This window comes from Paenibacillus sp. FSL H8-0548, assembly GCF_038630985.1.
Lineage (GTDB): Bacteria > Bacillota > Bacilli > Paenibacillales > Paenibacillaceae > Pristimantibacillus.
Genome location: NZ_CP152049.1, coordinates 6,749,339 through 6,766,025 on the forward strand (window position 1 = coordinate 6,749,339; position 16,687 = coordinate 6,766,025).

Genomic DNA, 16,687 nt, shown 5'->3' on the forward strand with positions numbered 1-16,687 from the left:
ATTCATGCACCCCCATGGCCTTTTTCACCACGCAATTGTTTGCGTATGAGTTCTGCTCTTCTTAGATCTCTCTGCTCCGGGCTCATCTTCTCATTGAAGGTTTGCTGCAAAAATCCGGGCTGAGTCATGACCAAAAGCTCATTCAACATTTGTGGTGTTACATTCGTTAAAATACCGAGATCCGCACCAAGCCGCACATCCGACAATCGCTGTGCCGATTCCTTGGAATCCATAATTGAAGCATAGGATAAAATACCATAAGATCGTTTCACACGATCCTCCGTCCTCAGTGGCGACTCTTGCATGAGCCGCTTGCGAGCCGCTTTCTCATGTTCGATGATTTGCCTGGCAACACTATAAAGATTGTCAATAATTTCGTTTTCAGACTGGCCTAATGTAATTTGGTTAGACACTTGAAATAAATTTCCAAGCGCCTCACTGCCTTCTCCGTACAGCCCTCTTACCGCTAAGCCAACCTGTGTTACTGCCGATAAAATACGATTAATTTGTGAAGTGAGTACGAGTGCCGGCAAATGCATCATGACAGAAGCTCGAATACCTGTTCCAACATTAGTCGGACATGTGGTTAAATAACCACGCTTCTCATCAAAAGCATAATCTGCTGCTTCCTCAAAAATATCGTCGATTCCGCTGGCCAACGTCCATGCCTCCTGGATTTGAAAACCGGGATATAGACATTGAATGCGCAAATGATCTTCTTCGTTAATCATTATGCTTACAGATTCATTATTGCTTAAAATAACAGCCCCGCACTCGGATTCATTCGCTAAGCTGGGACTGATTAAATGTTTTTCTACTAGTACCCTTTTATCAAGCTCGCTCAAATCCGACAATATAATGGTTTCAAATGAACCAATCGACTGCAGCTTGCCGCTTTGGCTAACCTCAGTCAGCTGATCCATCACATCCTTGGATTGCTGATTCGTCGCAAGCAATGGAAAAGGCTGATGACGTAAATTACGAGCAACGCGTACTCTGCTGCTAATGACGATTTCAGATTCTGGACCGAGATCCTTCATCCATTCGCTAAGCGCGTGCTGTGAGAATCGATGCTTAGTCAAGAGGTTTACTCACTCCTTCTATGCCAGCCTAGAGGTCTGCAATTTGGCGCTCCAGCTCACGTATTCGATCACGCAGCTGAGCTGCGCTCTCAAACTCTTCATGCTCTATTTTGGCTTGCAAATCCCGCCTCAGCTGTTCGATCTCACGCTTGCACTGAATTTGTCCGCCTGAGCGTTTAGGTATTTTACCACTGTGTACGGTGCTGCTATGGACACGTTTGAGAAGTGGATCAAGCTTTTCCGCAAAAGCCTGATAGCAGGTGCTGCAGCCAAAGCGTCCAATCTTGCTGAACTGCGTATAGGTTAACCCGCATTCCTCACATTGCAGCACTGGTTGTTTTTTACCGCCCACAGCTCCTGAGTTCCCTAAATGCTCAAAATCTAGAAGCCCTGATAATAAGCTATGGATCGAGAAGCTGTTTGGCGCGCCTGGTATGCCTTCGCCCTTCTCACGAGCGCAGGATTCACATATATGAAATTCAGTTTTATCACCGTTAATAATTTTTGTGAAGTGCAGCGTTGCTGGTTTCTTACCACATTCCTGGCAATACAAAAGCAGGATCCCTCCTCTCGGTATCACGGCATCGCTTTATTTGACCAGTAAAGAGATCAGCATAGCTCTTAGAAGCCTAGCCCTCATTTCATCCCGCAGCGGAAGCTTGAGCGCGATTGTATCACGATGAACCGCTGCTCGAAGTAAATTTCCTTCACGCTTCGAAATAAGATTTGCTTCCTCCAACTGATAAATAAGTCCTTCCGCCGCACTTTGATCGACACATTCCCCAACCGTTTCCTCGATATGGAATTGAATCGCCTTCAGAGCCGGAAGTTCAATCCGTTGTATTCGGATATAGCCTCCGCCGCCGCGCTTACTTTCAACCATGTATCCTTTCTCCATTGTAAAGCGAGTACTAATTACATAATTAATTTGCGACGGTACACAAGAAAATTTGTCAGCTAAGTCATTGCGTTGAATTTCGACTGCGCCCTCTGTGCTATCTTGGAGCATCATCTTTAAATACTGTTCGATGAGATCGGAAATGTTTCGCAAACCACCAACCTCCCTGAGAAATAACCAATAAAGCTAAGGATGAAGCATAATAATCATTAATTTCTTCTCAGTCAATTTTGTCATACACCGAATATTCGGACAACTGACTTTGACTTTCTTTGACCTTGATTTTATTATATGCAATTTTCAAAAAAGGTCAAGTGCTCACTTCAATTCATTTTTTGTATTAGCTTGGTGCGGATACTCTCAGTTTATACATAGAGAGTCACAAAAAAGCAGAAAAACGCTCTATCCGTTGCCTTACAGGCATTACGAACGAGCGTCGAAACCATATTGAAAATAAACTTACATTCGAATTATATAAGTTGAACCTCACATTTATAAATGCAATGAATATTAGATGGAATTTGTCCCGCTAAAATTACGTTGTTCACTTTCCAGTATGAAATAGATGGAGGAATTCCATCTATAGTAGTTGAACCAAGTTGAAGGAACAAAATCACCCTTACAGGTGATTGCACATCGCAGACGCGTCAGCTCGGACTTCTAACGGAAACCAGAGACGCTAAATCGCCTATATATGTCGTTTCAAGATTGTAACGGAAACACGGGCCTCTATTTGTACAAAATATACACGATATCGCTTCATTTCTGCGTAATAGCGTCTCCCACTTCCGTTAAAATGTGACGCTAACCAAAAATGGCACTTTAGCGTCTCTGGTTTCCGTTAGCTTTCGATATCCCCTCACTGGCTGCTCATGCAGCATCGTTATCAACAGGTTTGGAGAATCCATAGTTTCCTATACATCGAGAAAATCGTTCTGGAGAAACGAAGTATTCTCCTTTGCAGCCCAATTCTTACCTTTGAATGTCTAAGGAGATCAAAGAATCTGGCTGCAGCAGCGACCCGTTAGAACGATCTACTCGTACAGCACCCAAAAAGTAATATTCTGGTTCAACTTATATACACATTCATTATTAATATTTGGAATTATAGAAAACAAAAAACCTATCGCATCACATGCGATAGGTCTCTCGTGCTTGGCGACGTCCTACTCTCCCAAGACCCTGCGGTCTAAGTACCATTGGCGCTGGAGGGCTTAACGGTCGTGTTCGGTATGGGAACGCGTGGTTCCCCTCCGCCATCGCCACCAAACTGGATTTTTCGTTGAATGACCTTCCTGAGCTTCCTCAGAAAAGATCCAACCAAAGTCCTTCAAGGTGTTTGCGCCCTGAAAACTGGATACGAAAGTTAGGTTTGCTGAACCTTTATGCTGCTGTCTACTGGATGTATGGGTCACAGTAAACGTGTTTAGGATAAGCCCTCGACCGATTAGTATTCGTCAGCTACACACATTGCTGTGCTTCCACCCCGAACCTATCAACCTCGTCGTCTTCAAGGGGTCTTACATACTGGGAAATCTCATCTTGAGGGGGGCTTCGCGCTTAGATGCTTTCAGCGCTTATCCCGTCCGTACTTGGCTACCCAGCGGTGCTCCTGGCGGAACAACTGGTACACCAGCGGTACGTCCATCCCGGTCCTCTCGTACTAAGGACAGCTCCTCTCAAATTTCCTGCGCCCGCGACAGATAGGGACCGAACTGTCTCACGACGTTCTGAACCCAGCTCGCGTACCGCTTTAATGGGCGAACAGCCCAACCCTTGGGACCTACTTCAGCCCCAGGATGCGATGAGCCGACATCGAGGTGCCAAACCTCCCCGTCGATGTGGACTCTTGGGGGAGATAAGCCTGTTATCCCCAGGGTAGCTTTTATCCGTTGAGCGATGGCCCTTCCATTCGGTACCACCGGATCACTAAGCCCGACTTTCGTCCCTGCTCGACTTGTAGGTCTCGCAGTCAAGCTCCCTTATGCCTTTGCACTCTGCGAATGATTTCCAACCATTCTGAGGGAACCTTTGGGCGCCTCCGTTACATTTTAGGAGGCGACCGCCCCAGTCAAACTGTCCACCTGACACGGTCCCCGAACCGGTTTCACGGTTCTAGGTTAGAACTCCGATACGATCAGGGTGGTATCCCAACGGTGCCTCCACACAAGCTGGCGCTCATGCTTCGTAGGCTCCCACCTATCCTGTACAGATCGTACCAAAGTTCAATATCAAGTTACAGTAAAGCTCCATGGGGTCTTTCCGTCTTGTCGCGGGTAACCTGCATCTTCACAGGTATTAAAATTTCACCGGATCTCTCGTTGAGACAGCGCCCAAGTCGTTACGCCATTCGTGCGGGTCAGAATTTACCTGACAAGGAATTTCGCTACCTTAGGACCGTTATAGTTACGGCCGCCGTTTACTGGGGCTTCGGTTCACAGCTTCGGGTTACCCCTAACCGCTCCCCTTAACCTTCCAGCACCGGGCAGGCGTCAGCCCGTATACTTCGCCTTACGGCTTCGCACAGACCTGTGTTTTTGCTAAACAGTCGCTTGGGCCTTTTCACTGCGGCCCCCTCGGGCTATAAACCCTACCGAGGCACCTCTTCTCCCGAAGTTACGAGGTCATTTTGCCGAGTTCCTTAACGAGAGTTCTTCCGCGCGCCTTAGCATACTCTGCTCGCCTACCTGTGTCGGTTTGCGGTACGGGCACCTAGATCTCACTAGAGGCTTTTCTTGACAGCCGGAGTACATGACCTTCGCTACTGTAATTTTCGCTCCCCATCACAGCCCAGCCTTATGATCGACGGATTTGCCTATCGATCAGCCTCACTGCTTAGACGGACTATTCCATCAGTCCGCGTCACTGCCCTTCTGTGTCACCCCATTGCTCAAACAATCTTCGGTGGTACAGGAATTTCAACCTGTTGTCCATCCACTACGCCTTTCGGCCTCGCGTTAGGTCCCGACTTACCCTGAGAGGACGAGCCTTCCTCAGGAACCCTTAGGCTTTCGGCGGACAAGATTCTCACTTGTCTTTTCGTTACTCATACCGGCATTCTCACTTGAATACAGTCCACCAGTCCTCACGGTCCAACTTCAATCCGTATTCAACGCTCCCCTACCCAAGTACCCTAAGGTACATGTCATAGCTTCGGTGGTGTGTTTAGCCCCGTTACATTTTCGGCGCAGAGTCACTCGACCAGTGAGCTATTACGCACTCTTTAAATGATGGCTGCTTCTAAGCCAACATCCTGGTTGTCTTTGCAACTCCACATCCTTTCCCACTTAACACACACTTGGGGACCTTAGCTGATGATCTGGGCTGTTTCCCTCTTGACAATGGATCTTAGCACTCACTGTCTGACTCCCGAGTAGCACGTCTATGGCATTCGGAGTTTGACTGGACTTGGTAACCCTTGGCGGGCCCCGCACCCAATCAGTGCTCTACCTCCACGACGCTCATTCCTCGAGGCTAGCCCTAAAGCTATTTCGGGGAGAACCAGCTATCTCCGAGTTCGATTGGAATTTCTCCGCTACCCCCACCTCATCCCCGCACTTTTCAACGTGCGTGGGTTCGGGCCTCCAGTGCGTGTTACCGCACCTTCACCCTGGACAGGGGTAGATCACACGGTTTCGGGTCTACGACCACGTACTTATTCGCCCTATTCAGACTCGCTTTCGCTACGGCTCCGTCTTCCCGACTTAACCTTGCACGTGATCGTAACTCGCCGGTTCATTCTACAAAAGGCACGCCATCACCCATTTAACGGGCTCTGACTTTTTGTAAGCGCACGGTTTCAGGTTCTTTTTCACTCCGCTTCCGCGGTGCTTTTCACCTTTCCCTCACGGTACTGCTTCACTATCGGTCACCAGGGAGTATTTAGCCTTGGCAGATGGTCCTGCCGGATTCCGACGGGGTTTCTCGTGTCCCGCCGTACTCAGGATCCGTCTCGGAGAGTGCTTGCTTTCGGTTACAGGGCTTTTACCTGCTCTGGCGGGCCTTTCCAGACCTCTTCGCCTACCAAACACCTTTGTAACTCCATGTGAGACGTCCTACAACCCCAAGGAGCAAGCTCCTTGGTTTGGGCTAATCCGCGTTCGCTCGCCGCTACTGACGGAATCACTATTGTTTTCTCTTCCTCAGGGTACTTAGATGTTTCAGTTCCCCTGGTATGCCTCTACCCAACCTATGTATTCAGTTGAGAGTAACTGCCCATTACGGCAGCTGGGTTTCCCCATTCGGAAATCCTCGGATCAATGCCTGCTTACGGCTCCCCGGGGCGGTATCGTTGTTCGCCACGTCCTTCTTCGGCTCCTGGTGCCTAGGCATCCTCCGTGCGCTCTTACTAGCTTAACCATATGCTCAGGTGATTCGGCTTGCCCGCCGTTTTCCTTTTGTTTCTCTGATCTCCTAAGACATCAAATGGTTGAAACAAAACAAAAAGAAGTCGGAACAATCTCGAACACCTTTCGCTTACAATAAAAACAGCTTAAAGGATGTTTCAGCAATTCTTTTCTTTCGTTATCCAGTTTTCAAGGTGCAATTGATAAAAGTTGTTGGTGGAGCCAAGCGGGATCGAACCGCTGACCTCCTGCTTGCAAGGCAGGCGCTCTCCCAGCTGAGCTATGGCCCCATACAAATTCCATCAAAGCTGAACAAATGGTTTTCACGTCTTACGCTCAAAGCGTCATATACCGATAATTTGTATCCGAACCTCAACGGGTCCGGGTATTTCCTTAGAAAGGAGGTGATCCAGCCGCACCTTCCGATACGGCTACCTTGTTACGACTTCACCCCAATCATCTACCCCACCTTCGACGGCTAGCTCCCTTGCGGGTTACCCCACCGGCTTCGGGTGTTGTAAACTCTCGTGGTGTGACGGGCGGTGTGTACAAGACCCGGGAACGTATTCACCGCGGCATGCTGATCCGCGATTACTAGCAATTCCGACTTCATGCAGGCGAGTTGCAGCCTGCAATCCGAACTGAGACCGACTTTGATAGGATTGGCTCCACCTCGCGGTTTCGCTTCCCGTTGTATCGGCCATTGTAGTACGTGTGTAGCCCAGGTCATAAGGGGCATGATGATTTGACGTCATCCCCACCTTCCTCCGGTTTGTCACCGGCAGTCATCCTAGAGTGCCCACCCAAAGTGCTGGCAACTAAGATCAAGGGTTGCGCTCGTTGCGGGACTTAACCCAACATCTCACGACACGAGCTGACGACAACCATGCACCACCTGTCTCCTCTGTCCCGAAGGAAAGCCCTATCTCTAGAGCGGTCAGAGGGATGTCAAGACCTGGTAAGGTTCTTCGCGTTGCTTCGAATTAAACCACATACTCCACTGCTTGTGCGGGTCCCCGTCAATTCCTTTGAGTTTCAGTCTTGCGACCGTACTCCCCAGGCGGAATGCTTAATGTGTTAACTTCGGCACCAAGGGTATTGAAACCCCTAACACCTAGCATTCATCGTTTACGGCGTGGACTACCAGGGTATCTAATCCTGTTTGCTCCCCACGCTTTCGCGCCTCAGCGTCAGTTACAGCCCAGAAAGTCGCCTTCGCCACTGGTGTTCCTCCACATCTCTACGCATTTCACCGCTACACGTGGAATTCCACTTTCCTCTTCTGTACTCAAGCTTTGCAGTTTCCATTGCGACTTGGGGTTGAGCCCCAAGTTTAAACAACAGACTTACAAGGCCGCCTGCGCGCGCTTTACGCCCAATAATTCCGGACAACGCTTGCCCCCTACGTATTACCGCGGCTGCTGGCACGTAGTTAGCCGGGGCTTTCTTCTCAGGTACCGTCACCTTGGGAGCAGTTACTATCCCAAGCGTTCTTCCCTGGCAACAGAGCTTTACGATCCGAAAACCTTCATCACTCACGCGGCGTTGCTCCGTCAGACTTTCGTCCATTGCGGAAGATTCCCTACTGCTGCCTCCCGTAGGAGTCTGGGCCGTGTCTCAGTCCCAGTGTGGCCGATCACCCTCTCAGGTCGGCTACGCATCGTCGCCTTGGTGAGCCGTTACCTCACCAACTAGCTAATGCGCCGCGGGTCCATCTTTAAGTGATAGATTGCTCCATCTTTCCCGGCTCGATCATGCGATCAAGCCGCGTATCCGGTATTAGCATTCGTTTCCGAATGTTATCCCAGTCTTAAAGGCAGGTTACCCACGTGTTACTCACCCGTCCGCCGCTAAGTATCAAAGATGCAAGCATCTCATCAACTCCGCTCGACTTGCATGTATTAGGCACGCCGCCAGCGTTCGTCCTGAGCCAGGATCAAACTCTCCATTTTGGTGTTTGACTTGCTCAATACTAAACTAGCTATTTAAAACATTATCGGATCGACGTGATCCATTTGTTCAGTTTTCAAAGAACTTGTTTGTCACATTTTGTCGGTGACAAGAAACTATATTATCATCTTCATTCGACACTGTCAAGCATTCGTTTCACATTTGTTTGTGTTGCTTATGCTTGTTTTGGTATGCCTCAGAAGCGACAAGAAATAATATATCACTTTCAAAACCATAATACAAGTTGTAATTTTTTACATTTTGTCGAACTTTCTCTTTTCACGTCAACTTACATACTACCGTTTTAATTGACAATCATTCTCAATGAATTTAACATGATGAATAATATCTCTACTTGCAAGTAAGTAATCCCAGAACATCAAAACTAACGAGGGAGTGTGTCCATATTGTTTTACATTCATCATGCGGCACTTTTGCCCCTCTGGCTCCCGGGTTCCCACTGGGATAATTATATCGTTATTGCCCCGTCTGCCGGTTTACTGGTTTTCATTATTCTTTACTATATTAGAAAGAAGTTTTGCAGCAAGCTATATCATCCAAGCAGTAAGCTTCTATTTAATCATATGGATGAGGGGATTGTCATCTTTGGACTGGATGGGCAGCTTGTCCAGCATAATGAGGCCGCAGCCAAATACGGCTACCAAATGAGTAGTGGAAGCAAGAATGGAAGCTCGCCTGCTTTTTTTCACGTAAATGGTGTTACAAAACTCCCATTCAATAACGAACCATTGCAGCAGCTTTTGCAAGGAGCGCATCTTATTACTCAGGAGCTTTGGCTAGTGCCGAACGAAGGCAAGGCTGGCAGCATCGTCCAGATAACCGGAAAGCCTATTCATATTTTACAAACCCTAGAGGGTTATATGCTGGTTATCCATGATATTACACAAAGCAAATGGGCAGAGAAACGGCTTGAAGTAAGCGAGCAGCGTTTTAAATCTTTGTATGAGCATAATCCGGATATTGTCTTTTGGTTCAATCTCGATGGACAGCTCCTGAGCGTGAATCCCGCAATGGAGAGAATTACCGGCTTTATCTGGCTTGAGCTCAAAGGAAAAACCTTCGATGATTTAATAAGCCACTCGTTAAAGAAGTCTTCTCGCGATTCGTTCTCTGAGCTTAAAGCAGGCAATACGCTGCACGGAGAAACTACTATCGCCCATAAGTCTGGAGCCGCTGTCTATCTGCAAACTACCATTATACCGATCACTGTCGATCAACAGCTGGTAGGCGTCTATGTTATTGCGCAAGACATTACTGCAAAAAAACAGTCTATGGATACAATTCGGCACATTGCCTATTTCGATACCTTGACCGGTCTTCCCAATCGTCATCATTTTTTCGAAACCTTGACTGAAACTATACATAGCTACTCTAATACAGAAATTAAACAATCCTTCGCTCTCTTGTTTGTTGATTTGGACCGCTTCAAGCTCATCAATGATTCACTGGGTCATCAGGCGGGAGATTGGCTCCTTAAACAAACCGCAATAAGAATACAAAATTGTATCGGCAGCAAGGGGATTATTTCTAGACTTAGCGGCGATGAGTTCATCATCTTGCTTTCCGATTCGGACGCGGAAGAAGCAGAGCAGCTAGCGCTTCACGTTCAGGAAACCGTCACCGAGCCAGTCATTTATGAAAATCATATTATCCATGCTACGGTCAGCATAGGGATCAGCTTATACCCAGACCATGGAACTGAGCTTGAGCAGCTCGTTCAATATGCGGATATTGCCATGTACCGGGTAAAGGAGCAAGGCAAGAACGGTACACTACTTTTCAATTCCGAGATGAATGATGCCATTATTAGAAGAACTACGATGGAAAAAGAACTAAGAGAGGCATTAACGAACAAAGAGTTTACCCTGCACTATCAGCCACAAATTGACGCTGCCACAGGCAGGATCACAGGGCTGGAAGCGCTTGTGAGGTGGGAACATCCTGAACGTGGACTCATATCGCCAACTGAGTTCATCCCGCTTGCCGAGGAAACGGGCATGATTACGAAGCTAGGTGAATGGGTCTTACGGGAGGCCTGCTTTCAAACAAAAAGCTGGATAGATGAAGGATTGGCTTCTGTTACGGTTGCCGTCAACATCTCTATGAAGCAATTCCAGGATGATCGCTTATTTGAGACGATCCGATTGATTCTAGAGGAAAGCAAGCTTCCTCCTTCCCTGCTTGAGCTGGAGATTACCGAGAGCATCGGCTTGCAAGGCACCGAGCAAGTGATACATAAGCTGCACAAGCTAAAAACGTTGGGCGTTCGCATCGCAATTGATGATTTTGGAACGGGCTATAGCTCGCTTCATTATTTGCAGAAGCTTCCGCTTGATACGCTGAAGATAGATAAGTCATTTATTCGAGAAATGTCGAAAGAAACGACCGGAGGCTCCATCGTTCATTCTATTATTGAGCTGGCTCACAGCCTTAAGCTAGACGTACTTGCCGAAGGCGTAGAGCAAGTCTCCCAACACGCACAATTGGCCGCTTTTGGCTGTGATCGACTGCAGGGCTATCTCTTCTCGCGTCCTGTTCCTGCCGAACAGACAAGGGCACTGTTAGCACTAGAATTCCCTAGCCTTGATGCCGTTGAACAGCATTAAGCGTGACAAGGGCAGCGATAGGTATGGGAACCCAATACGAAAAAAGCGTCAGGCTGGACTCCGGCCTGACGCTTTATGGTTATAGATCGACCGTCTCACTTAACAAGCGCATGAGCTCGGCTTCTTCTTCTATTACGGTAATGCCAAGCTCACGAGCCTTCGTCAGCTTGCTTCCAGCGCTCTCACCTGCAACGACAAAGTCCGTTTTCTTAGATACGCTGCCTGAAATTTTGGCACCGCAGGCTTCTAGAAGCTTCGCCGCCTCATCTCGTGACATCGTCGGCAATGTTCCAGTGAGCACGACGGTTTTTCCACTGAACACACTATCATTTCTTGTTGCCAGCTGCTGCTCCGCTTCTGCCTTCACACCTAGCTCCCGCATTTTAGCAATGCTTGCAAGAATAATGGGATCTCTAAAATATCCGACAATGCTCTCGGCGACAATACCGCCGATATCGGGAAGCGCCACAAGCTCCTCAGCTTCCGCCTTCATAATCGCATCCAGGCTGCCATAGTGATCAGCCAGCATTTTTGTAGTCGCCTTGCCCGTATTCGGAATGCCTAGTGCAAACAAGAAGGAGGACAGCTCCCGGTCCTTTGATTTCTCAAAGGCTGCAAGCAGCTTAAGCGCCTTTTTCTCCCCAAAGCGCTCTAGTTTAATCAGATCATCATAGGTCAGCGCATATAAATCTGCAGGATCATGAACGTCGCAATCCTTGTATAATTGGTCTGCCGTCATGACGCTGAACGTGTCAATGTCCATCGCATCACGCGAGGCAAAATGCGTAATCCGCCCAATAATTTGCGGCTGGCAGCCTAGTTTATTGTAACAGAATAAATGGGCGCCACGCTGCTCAAGCACCGTTCCACAGGATGGACATGACGCCGGGAATACAATTTCCTCACCAGGCTCTTCTTCGGCTTTCCCCAGAATCTCCGGAATAACGTCATTCGAGCGGCGGATCGTCACAAGTGTGCCAAGCGCGAACTTCAGATTTTTGCGTTCAATGTCGCCGATATTGTTGAGTGTGCAATTTTGAACGGTCACACCTGCCAGCTCGACCGCCTCCACGCGAGCAACCGGCGTTATTTTGCCTGTACGGCCGACCTCCCAGGATACAGACTCCAATACCGTTGTTGTCTCTTCTGCTTCGAACTTAAAAGCAACGGCCCAGCGCGGAAACTTATCCGTATACCCAAGCGCTTCCCTTGTCCGAATATCCGTAACCTTGACGACAGCGCCATCGATTAGAAAATCCAGCTGCTCGCGCTGCTCGGTTACCCGAAGCAACTCTTCCTGAACCTCTTCAATTGTGCTCTGATAGGTCACATACGGATTAACCTTAAAGCGGTTGTCCTTAAGAAACTGCTGCATTTCCTGATGATTCTCAAATGCGATCCCGTCGGTATAACCGATATTATAGAAGAAAGCATTCAGCTTTCGCTCTGCCGTCACCTTGGGATTAAGGTTGCGAAGCGCTCCTGCAGCCGCATTGCGAGCATTTTTGAGCGGCTCAATCGCCGTTTCGTTATATTTCGCAAGCACCGACAGCTGCATAATGCCCTCGCCCTGTACCTCGATAATACCGTTGGTGAAAGGAATCGTGAGCGGTACGGAACGAATCGTGCGAACCTGCTGCAAAATGCCTTCGCCTACCGTACCGTTGCCGCGTGTTGCCGCTTGTACCAGCTGGCCATCCTCGTACGTCAAATTAAGCGTGAGTCCATCAAACTTCAGCTCAACAGCATAAGTCGGCTGCGGCAGCGGCTCAATTTCGGGATTTTTGGCATTATAGTCAGCAATCGCTTTGAGAAGCCTTGTATTCCAAGTCATTATGCCTTCGGCATTTTGCGCCTTATCCAGACTCCATAGACGAGCGCGATGCTTGTAAGGCTCAAAGCCTTTAAGCAGCTCTCCGCCTACTCGCTGAGTAGGCGATTCCGGCAAAACAACACCAGCTGCCGCTTCCAGCGCCACCAGCTCGTCATACAGCATGTCATAATCAGCATCGCTTATCGCTGGCTGATCCAAGGTGTAATAGTTGTAATTATGCTCCGTTATAATCGCAACGAGCTGCTGCATTCTCTCTAATTGAGCGTTCACGGGCGGCTCCTCCTTCTAATCGTCCAAAATAGCTGATAACCCCTATACCTTCGTTATCGGTGCAAAGCCTGCAAGCAATCGCTTAATGCCGACAGGGGCAGGGAATGCGATATTAAGCTCCATGTCCTTGCCCGTTCCTTTGACGGAGACGATAACGCCAATTCCCCACTTGCCATGTGACACTCGCTCACCCGCAGCAAAGCCTCCAGCAGCGGCATCACCCGCTGCACCGCTTCCCTGAGCCGCCCGTGCGGCGTCCTGAAGCGGCGTGCTAACCCGCACGCCGCCTCTGCCGCTCGTCGCGGCTGGGCCCGTTCCCCCGAATCCCGGGGAACGGCCTCCTGAGCCAGGCGCGCCGCTCGCCGGCGCGCGCCCTGCCATACCGCGGCCAGCTCCGCCCTGCGCCGCCGCACCCATACCGCCAGTGACGCTGACGCCGCCACCGCTTCGAGCACTGCCGCCGCGCGAGTAACCGCCGCTGCCGCTTGAAGCCCCTTCTCTCACGCTCTCCGGTATTTCCTGCAGAAAGCGTGAGGGCATATTGCTGTTCGTGCGGCCAAACAACGTCCGCATACGCGCGCAGGTCAAATACAGCCGCTTCTCAGCGCGGGTAATTCCAACGTAAGCAAGTCTCCGCTCCTCTTCCAGCTCCTCATTGTCAGCAAGCGCCCTGCTGTGCGGAAATACACTTTCCTCCATGCCAATAATGAAGACAATCGGAAACTCAAGCCCTTTCGCGCTATGCATTGTCATCAGCGTAATGGCATTCTTATTCTTCTCAGCTTCTTCCTCGTCTTTATTCAATGAATCAATATCCGCGATGAGAGCCAAATCCGTTAGAAAAGCGACGAGTGTCCGATCTTCATTGCGTTTCTCGAAATCCATCGTAACGGACAGAAACTCGTCAATATTTTCAAGACGCGCCTTGGATTCAAGTGTATTCTCCTGATGGAGTTCCATCCGGTATTGGGACAGCTCAAGCACCTTCTCCGTCAGCTCTGTCACCGATAAATATTCAACCATACGCGTCAAGTTGTCGATAATATCATAAAACTCGCGCAGCAGTGTTCTTGTGCGGCCATTCACCTCGACCTCGCCTAAATTGTTCAATACCCGATAAATCGACGTCCCGCGCCTTGCCGCCTCATCCGCAAGCTTCCCCACGGTCGTATCACCTATTCCACGTTTCGGCACATTAATGATACGCACCAAGCTGATATCATCATCCGGATTAGAAACCAACTTCAAATAACCGAGCAGATCTTTAATTTCTTTGCGATCGTAGAACTTAATTCCGCCGACGATTTGATATGGAATGTCCGATTTGATTAAAATTTCCTCTATTACCCGTGACTGAGCATTCGTCCGATAAAGAATCGCATGATCGGCAAACTTCTGACCATTATGCACATTTTTGCGAATCTCGCCAGTTACAAAATAACCCTCATCATGCTCCGTATCCGCTTGATAAAGTGCAATGAGGTCGCCCGCGCCTTGATCCGTCCATAGCTTCTTCGGCTTGCGGCCGCTGTTTAGCTTAATGACTGCATTCGCTGCATCCAAAATATTCGCCGTAGAGCGATAATTCTGCTCCAGCATAATCGTCCGCGCCTCAGGATAATCGCCCTCGAAATTCAAAATATTCGTAATATCAGCACCGCGCCACCGATAAATCGATTGATCGCTGTCGCCGACTACGCAAATATTATGATGCTTATCGGCAAGCATACGAGTCAACATATATTGCGCTCTGTTCGTATCCTGATACTCATCCACATGAATGTAGCGGAACTTATTTTGATAAAAATCAAGCACCTCAGGTACATCCTTAAACAGCTGAATCGTCATCATGATCAAATCGTCAAAGTCGAGCGAGTTGTTGCTTCTAAGCTTCTTCTGATATTTCGTGAACACCTGAGCAACGATGCCGTCAAAATAATCGCCAACCTTTTGCTCAAATTGCTCCGCTGAAATCAGTTCATTTTTCGCTCCGCTAATTGCCGCTTGAACTGCCTTTGGCTCAACCTTCTTCGTGTCAATGTTCATATCCTTCATACAGCCGCGAATAACCGATAGCTGATCGGAGGAATCCAATATAGAAAAGCTTGAGGTAAAGCCGATCCGGTCAATATCTCTGCGCAAAATTCGTACGCACATGGAGTGAAAGGTGGATACCCAAATATCTCGTCCCGATGGCCCTACGAGTGCACTGACCCGATCCTGCATTTCACGTGATGCTTTATTCGTAAAGGTAATCGCCAAAATGCTCCAAGGCGCTACACGTTTCTTTTCTATTAAGTATGCAATCCGATGCGTCAGCACACGTGTCTTGCCGCTGCCCGCTCCAGCCATAATAAGAAGTGGCCCATCCGTTGCCTGCACAGCCTCTCGCTGCGGCGGATTCAACTTCTGCACTGCTTGCTCAATGCTAATATAATTCAACATGCTCCGACTCCTTTGTTCCCATTTGTTCGCCTCTTCCCAGTGTAGACAACGCCCTCCCCTGTGTCAATTTGAGATTAAAGGAATTTGAATGCTTATCTTCAATTTAGCCGTTTCTGTATCTGCTCATACAGCTCCTTAATTTGCACAGTCGGCTCAATTTTGAGCTCATTGCGAATTAAAGCTTCATAAGTCTCGTAATAACGCTGCAAAGCCGCAATGTCTTTTAAATTTCCATATGCGATTAACATCGCTTGGCAAATTTCATCAGAGTAAGGCTCTCTTTCCTGAAGCACATTCAATCGAGATATCGCTTTGAGATCTCTTCCGTTAGCTAATTCGAATGCAACGATAGTCATAACCAGCTGGGTGTACAGTCTACGAAGCCGCTCCCGCCTTGCAACTGCCCAGAAGCAATCCAGCTCCTCCAGAAAATCACCGCGATACAAGGAGAGCAGGTCTTCGTAGTGCTTCAAATTTTGCTGCGTAATTACAGGCTGCTCCGTCACTTGCTCTAAGAGCTCCGCATCAATCAAAATATTGTTTTCCATCGACAGACGATAGCTGTTGCGATCATATTCAACTTTAATGCTTGGCTTCCAATTGCTCAGCAGCTTGCGGACCTGATAAATCGATGTATGCAGATGATTGATTCCCTTTTCCTGTGAATAATCCGACCAAAGCGTTTCAATAATCTGATTTTTATCAAGCCATTTTCCTTTGTAATGCAGCAGATATGCGAAGAGCTCCTGCGTTTTTAAGGTCCTCCATTTAAAGGCCTCCAGAACATCGGGCGCGCTGCGCAGCATCAATCTTCCTAGACACAGAATTTGGACCTCGCTTCCTTGCATGGATGGCTCCGCTATTTCCTTACCCCGAGCATAGCCTGCCTCAATCCGGCTGATGGTCTTTGCTAAGCGGGCTGGATATACCGGTTTCAGCAAATAATCAAAAGCCTGCAGTTCAAACGCCTCTACTGCGTATTCAGAGAAAGCCGTCACAAACACAATAGTAATATCGCTATCCAACTGCTGGATCAATTCGGAAGCCTCCAGTCCATTGACCTCCGGCATTTCAATATCTAAAAAAACAACATCCGTCTTTTCTCCCCCTATATGCCGCAGCCCATCTGCAAGCGATGTGAATTTGCCGCTCACCTCCAATCTGCCATCCGCCAGCAGCAGCCGCTCCATTTGAAGCAAGGCCGGATTTTCATCATCTATTAGAATCGCTTTCAC

The 16,687-nt window shown here is 48.5% G+C and carries 7 protein-coding genes, 1 tRNA gene and 3 rRNA genes; 1 reads left to right on the plus strand and 10 read right to left on the minus strand.

The features are described 5' to 3' along the window. Nucleotides 1-2 precede the first annotated feature (2 nt). From MHI37_RS28595 to MHI37_RS28625, 7 genes are all read right to left on the minus strand, one after another. Nucleotides 3-1,082, minus strand: a complete 1,080-nt coding sequence (locus MHI37_RS28595) for a protein arginine kinase (RefSeq protein ID WP_076338933.1) — start codon at nucleotides 1,080-1,082, stop codon at nucleotides 3-5. A gap of 28 nt (nucleotides 1,083-1,110) precedes the next feature. Beyond that, nucleotides 1,111-1,635 carry a UvrB/UvrC motif-containing protein gene (locus MHI37_RS28600; protein ID WP_076338934.1) on the minus strand — a complete coding sequence of 175 codons (525 nt, stop codon included), beginning with the start codon at nucleotides 1,633-1,635 and terminating at the stop codon, nucleotides 1,111-1,113. Nucleotides 1,636-1,671: 36 nt separating this feature from the next. Next, the gene (locus MHI37_RS28605; protein ID WP_076338935.1) at nucleotides 1,672-2,133 is read right to left on the minus strand and encodes a CtsR family transcriptional regulator; all 462 of its coding nucleotides are present in this window, start codon (nucleotides 2,131-2,133) and stop codon (nucleotides 1,672-1,674) included. 1,000 nt (nucleotides 2,134-3,133) lie between these two features. Then, nucleotides 3,134-3,250 (minus strand): 5S ribosomal RNA (gene rrf / locus MHI37_RS28610). A gap of 157 nt (nucleotides 3,251-3,407) precedes the next feature. Then, a 23S ribosomal RNA gene (locus tag MHI37_RS28615) occupies nucleotides 3,408-6,339 on the minus strand. Nucleotides 6,340-6,540: 201 nt separating this feature from the next. After that, nucleotides 6,541-6,616 (minus strand) — tRNA-Ala (locus tag MHI37_RS28620). A 107-nt stretch (nucleotides 6,617-6,723) separates the two neighbouring features. Next, nucleotides 6,724-8,278 (minus strand): 16S ribosomal RNA (locus tag MHI37_RS28625). The 16S, 23S and 5S rRNA genes sit together here with 1 tRNA gene alongside, the layout of an rRNA operon. Before the next feature lie 405 nt (nucleotides 8,279-8,683). Between MHI37_RS28625 and MHI37_RS28630 the strand changes: the two genes are divergently transcribed. Next, the gene (locus MHI37_RS28630; RefSeq protein WP_076336267.1) at nucleotides 8,684-10,903 is read left to right on the plus strand and encodes a bifunctional diguanylate cyclase/phosphodiesterase; all 2,220 of its coding nucleotides are present in this window, start codon (nucleotides 8,684-8,686) and stop codon (nucleotides 10,901-10,903) included. 79 nt (nucleotides 10,904-10,982) lie between these two features. Here the strand turns inward: MHI37_RS28630 and ligA are convergent, their stop codons facing one another. The 3 genes from ligA to MHI37_RS28645 all read right to left on the minus strand — a co-directional run bounded on the left by ligA (nucleotide 10,983) and on the right by MHI37_RS28645 (nucleotide 16,687). After that, a complete protein-coding gene (gene ligA, locus MHI37_RS28635) occupies nucleotides 10,983-12,986 on the minus strand; it encodes an NAD-dependent DNA ligase LigA (protein WP_076336353.1) in 2,004 nt (667 codons plus the stop codon). Between the two features lie 63 nt (nucleotides 12,987-13,049). Beyond that, nucleotides 13,050-15,452 (minus strand): DNA helicase PcrA, encoded by a 2,403-nt coding sequence (gene pcrA / locus MHI37_RS28640; protein ID WP_179090182.1) that lies wholly within the window; start codon nucleotides 15,450-15,452, stop codon nucleotides 13,050-13,052. Between the two features lie 98 nt (nucleotides 15,453-15,550). After that, the gene (locus MHI37_RS28645; RefSeq protein WP_076336268.1) at nucleotides 15,551-16,687 is read right to left on the minus strand and encodes a response regulator; all 1,137 of its coding nucleotides are present in this window, start codon (nucleotides 16,685-16,687) and stop codon (nucleotides 15,551-15,553) included.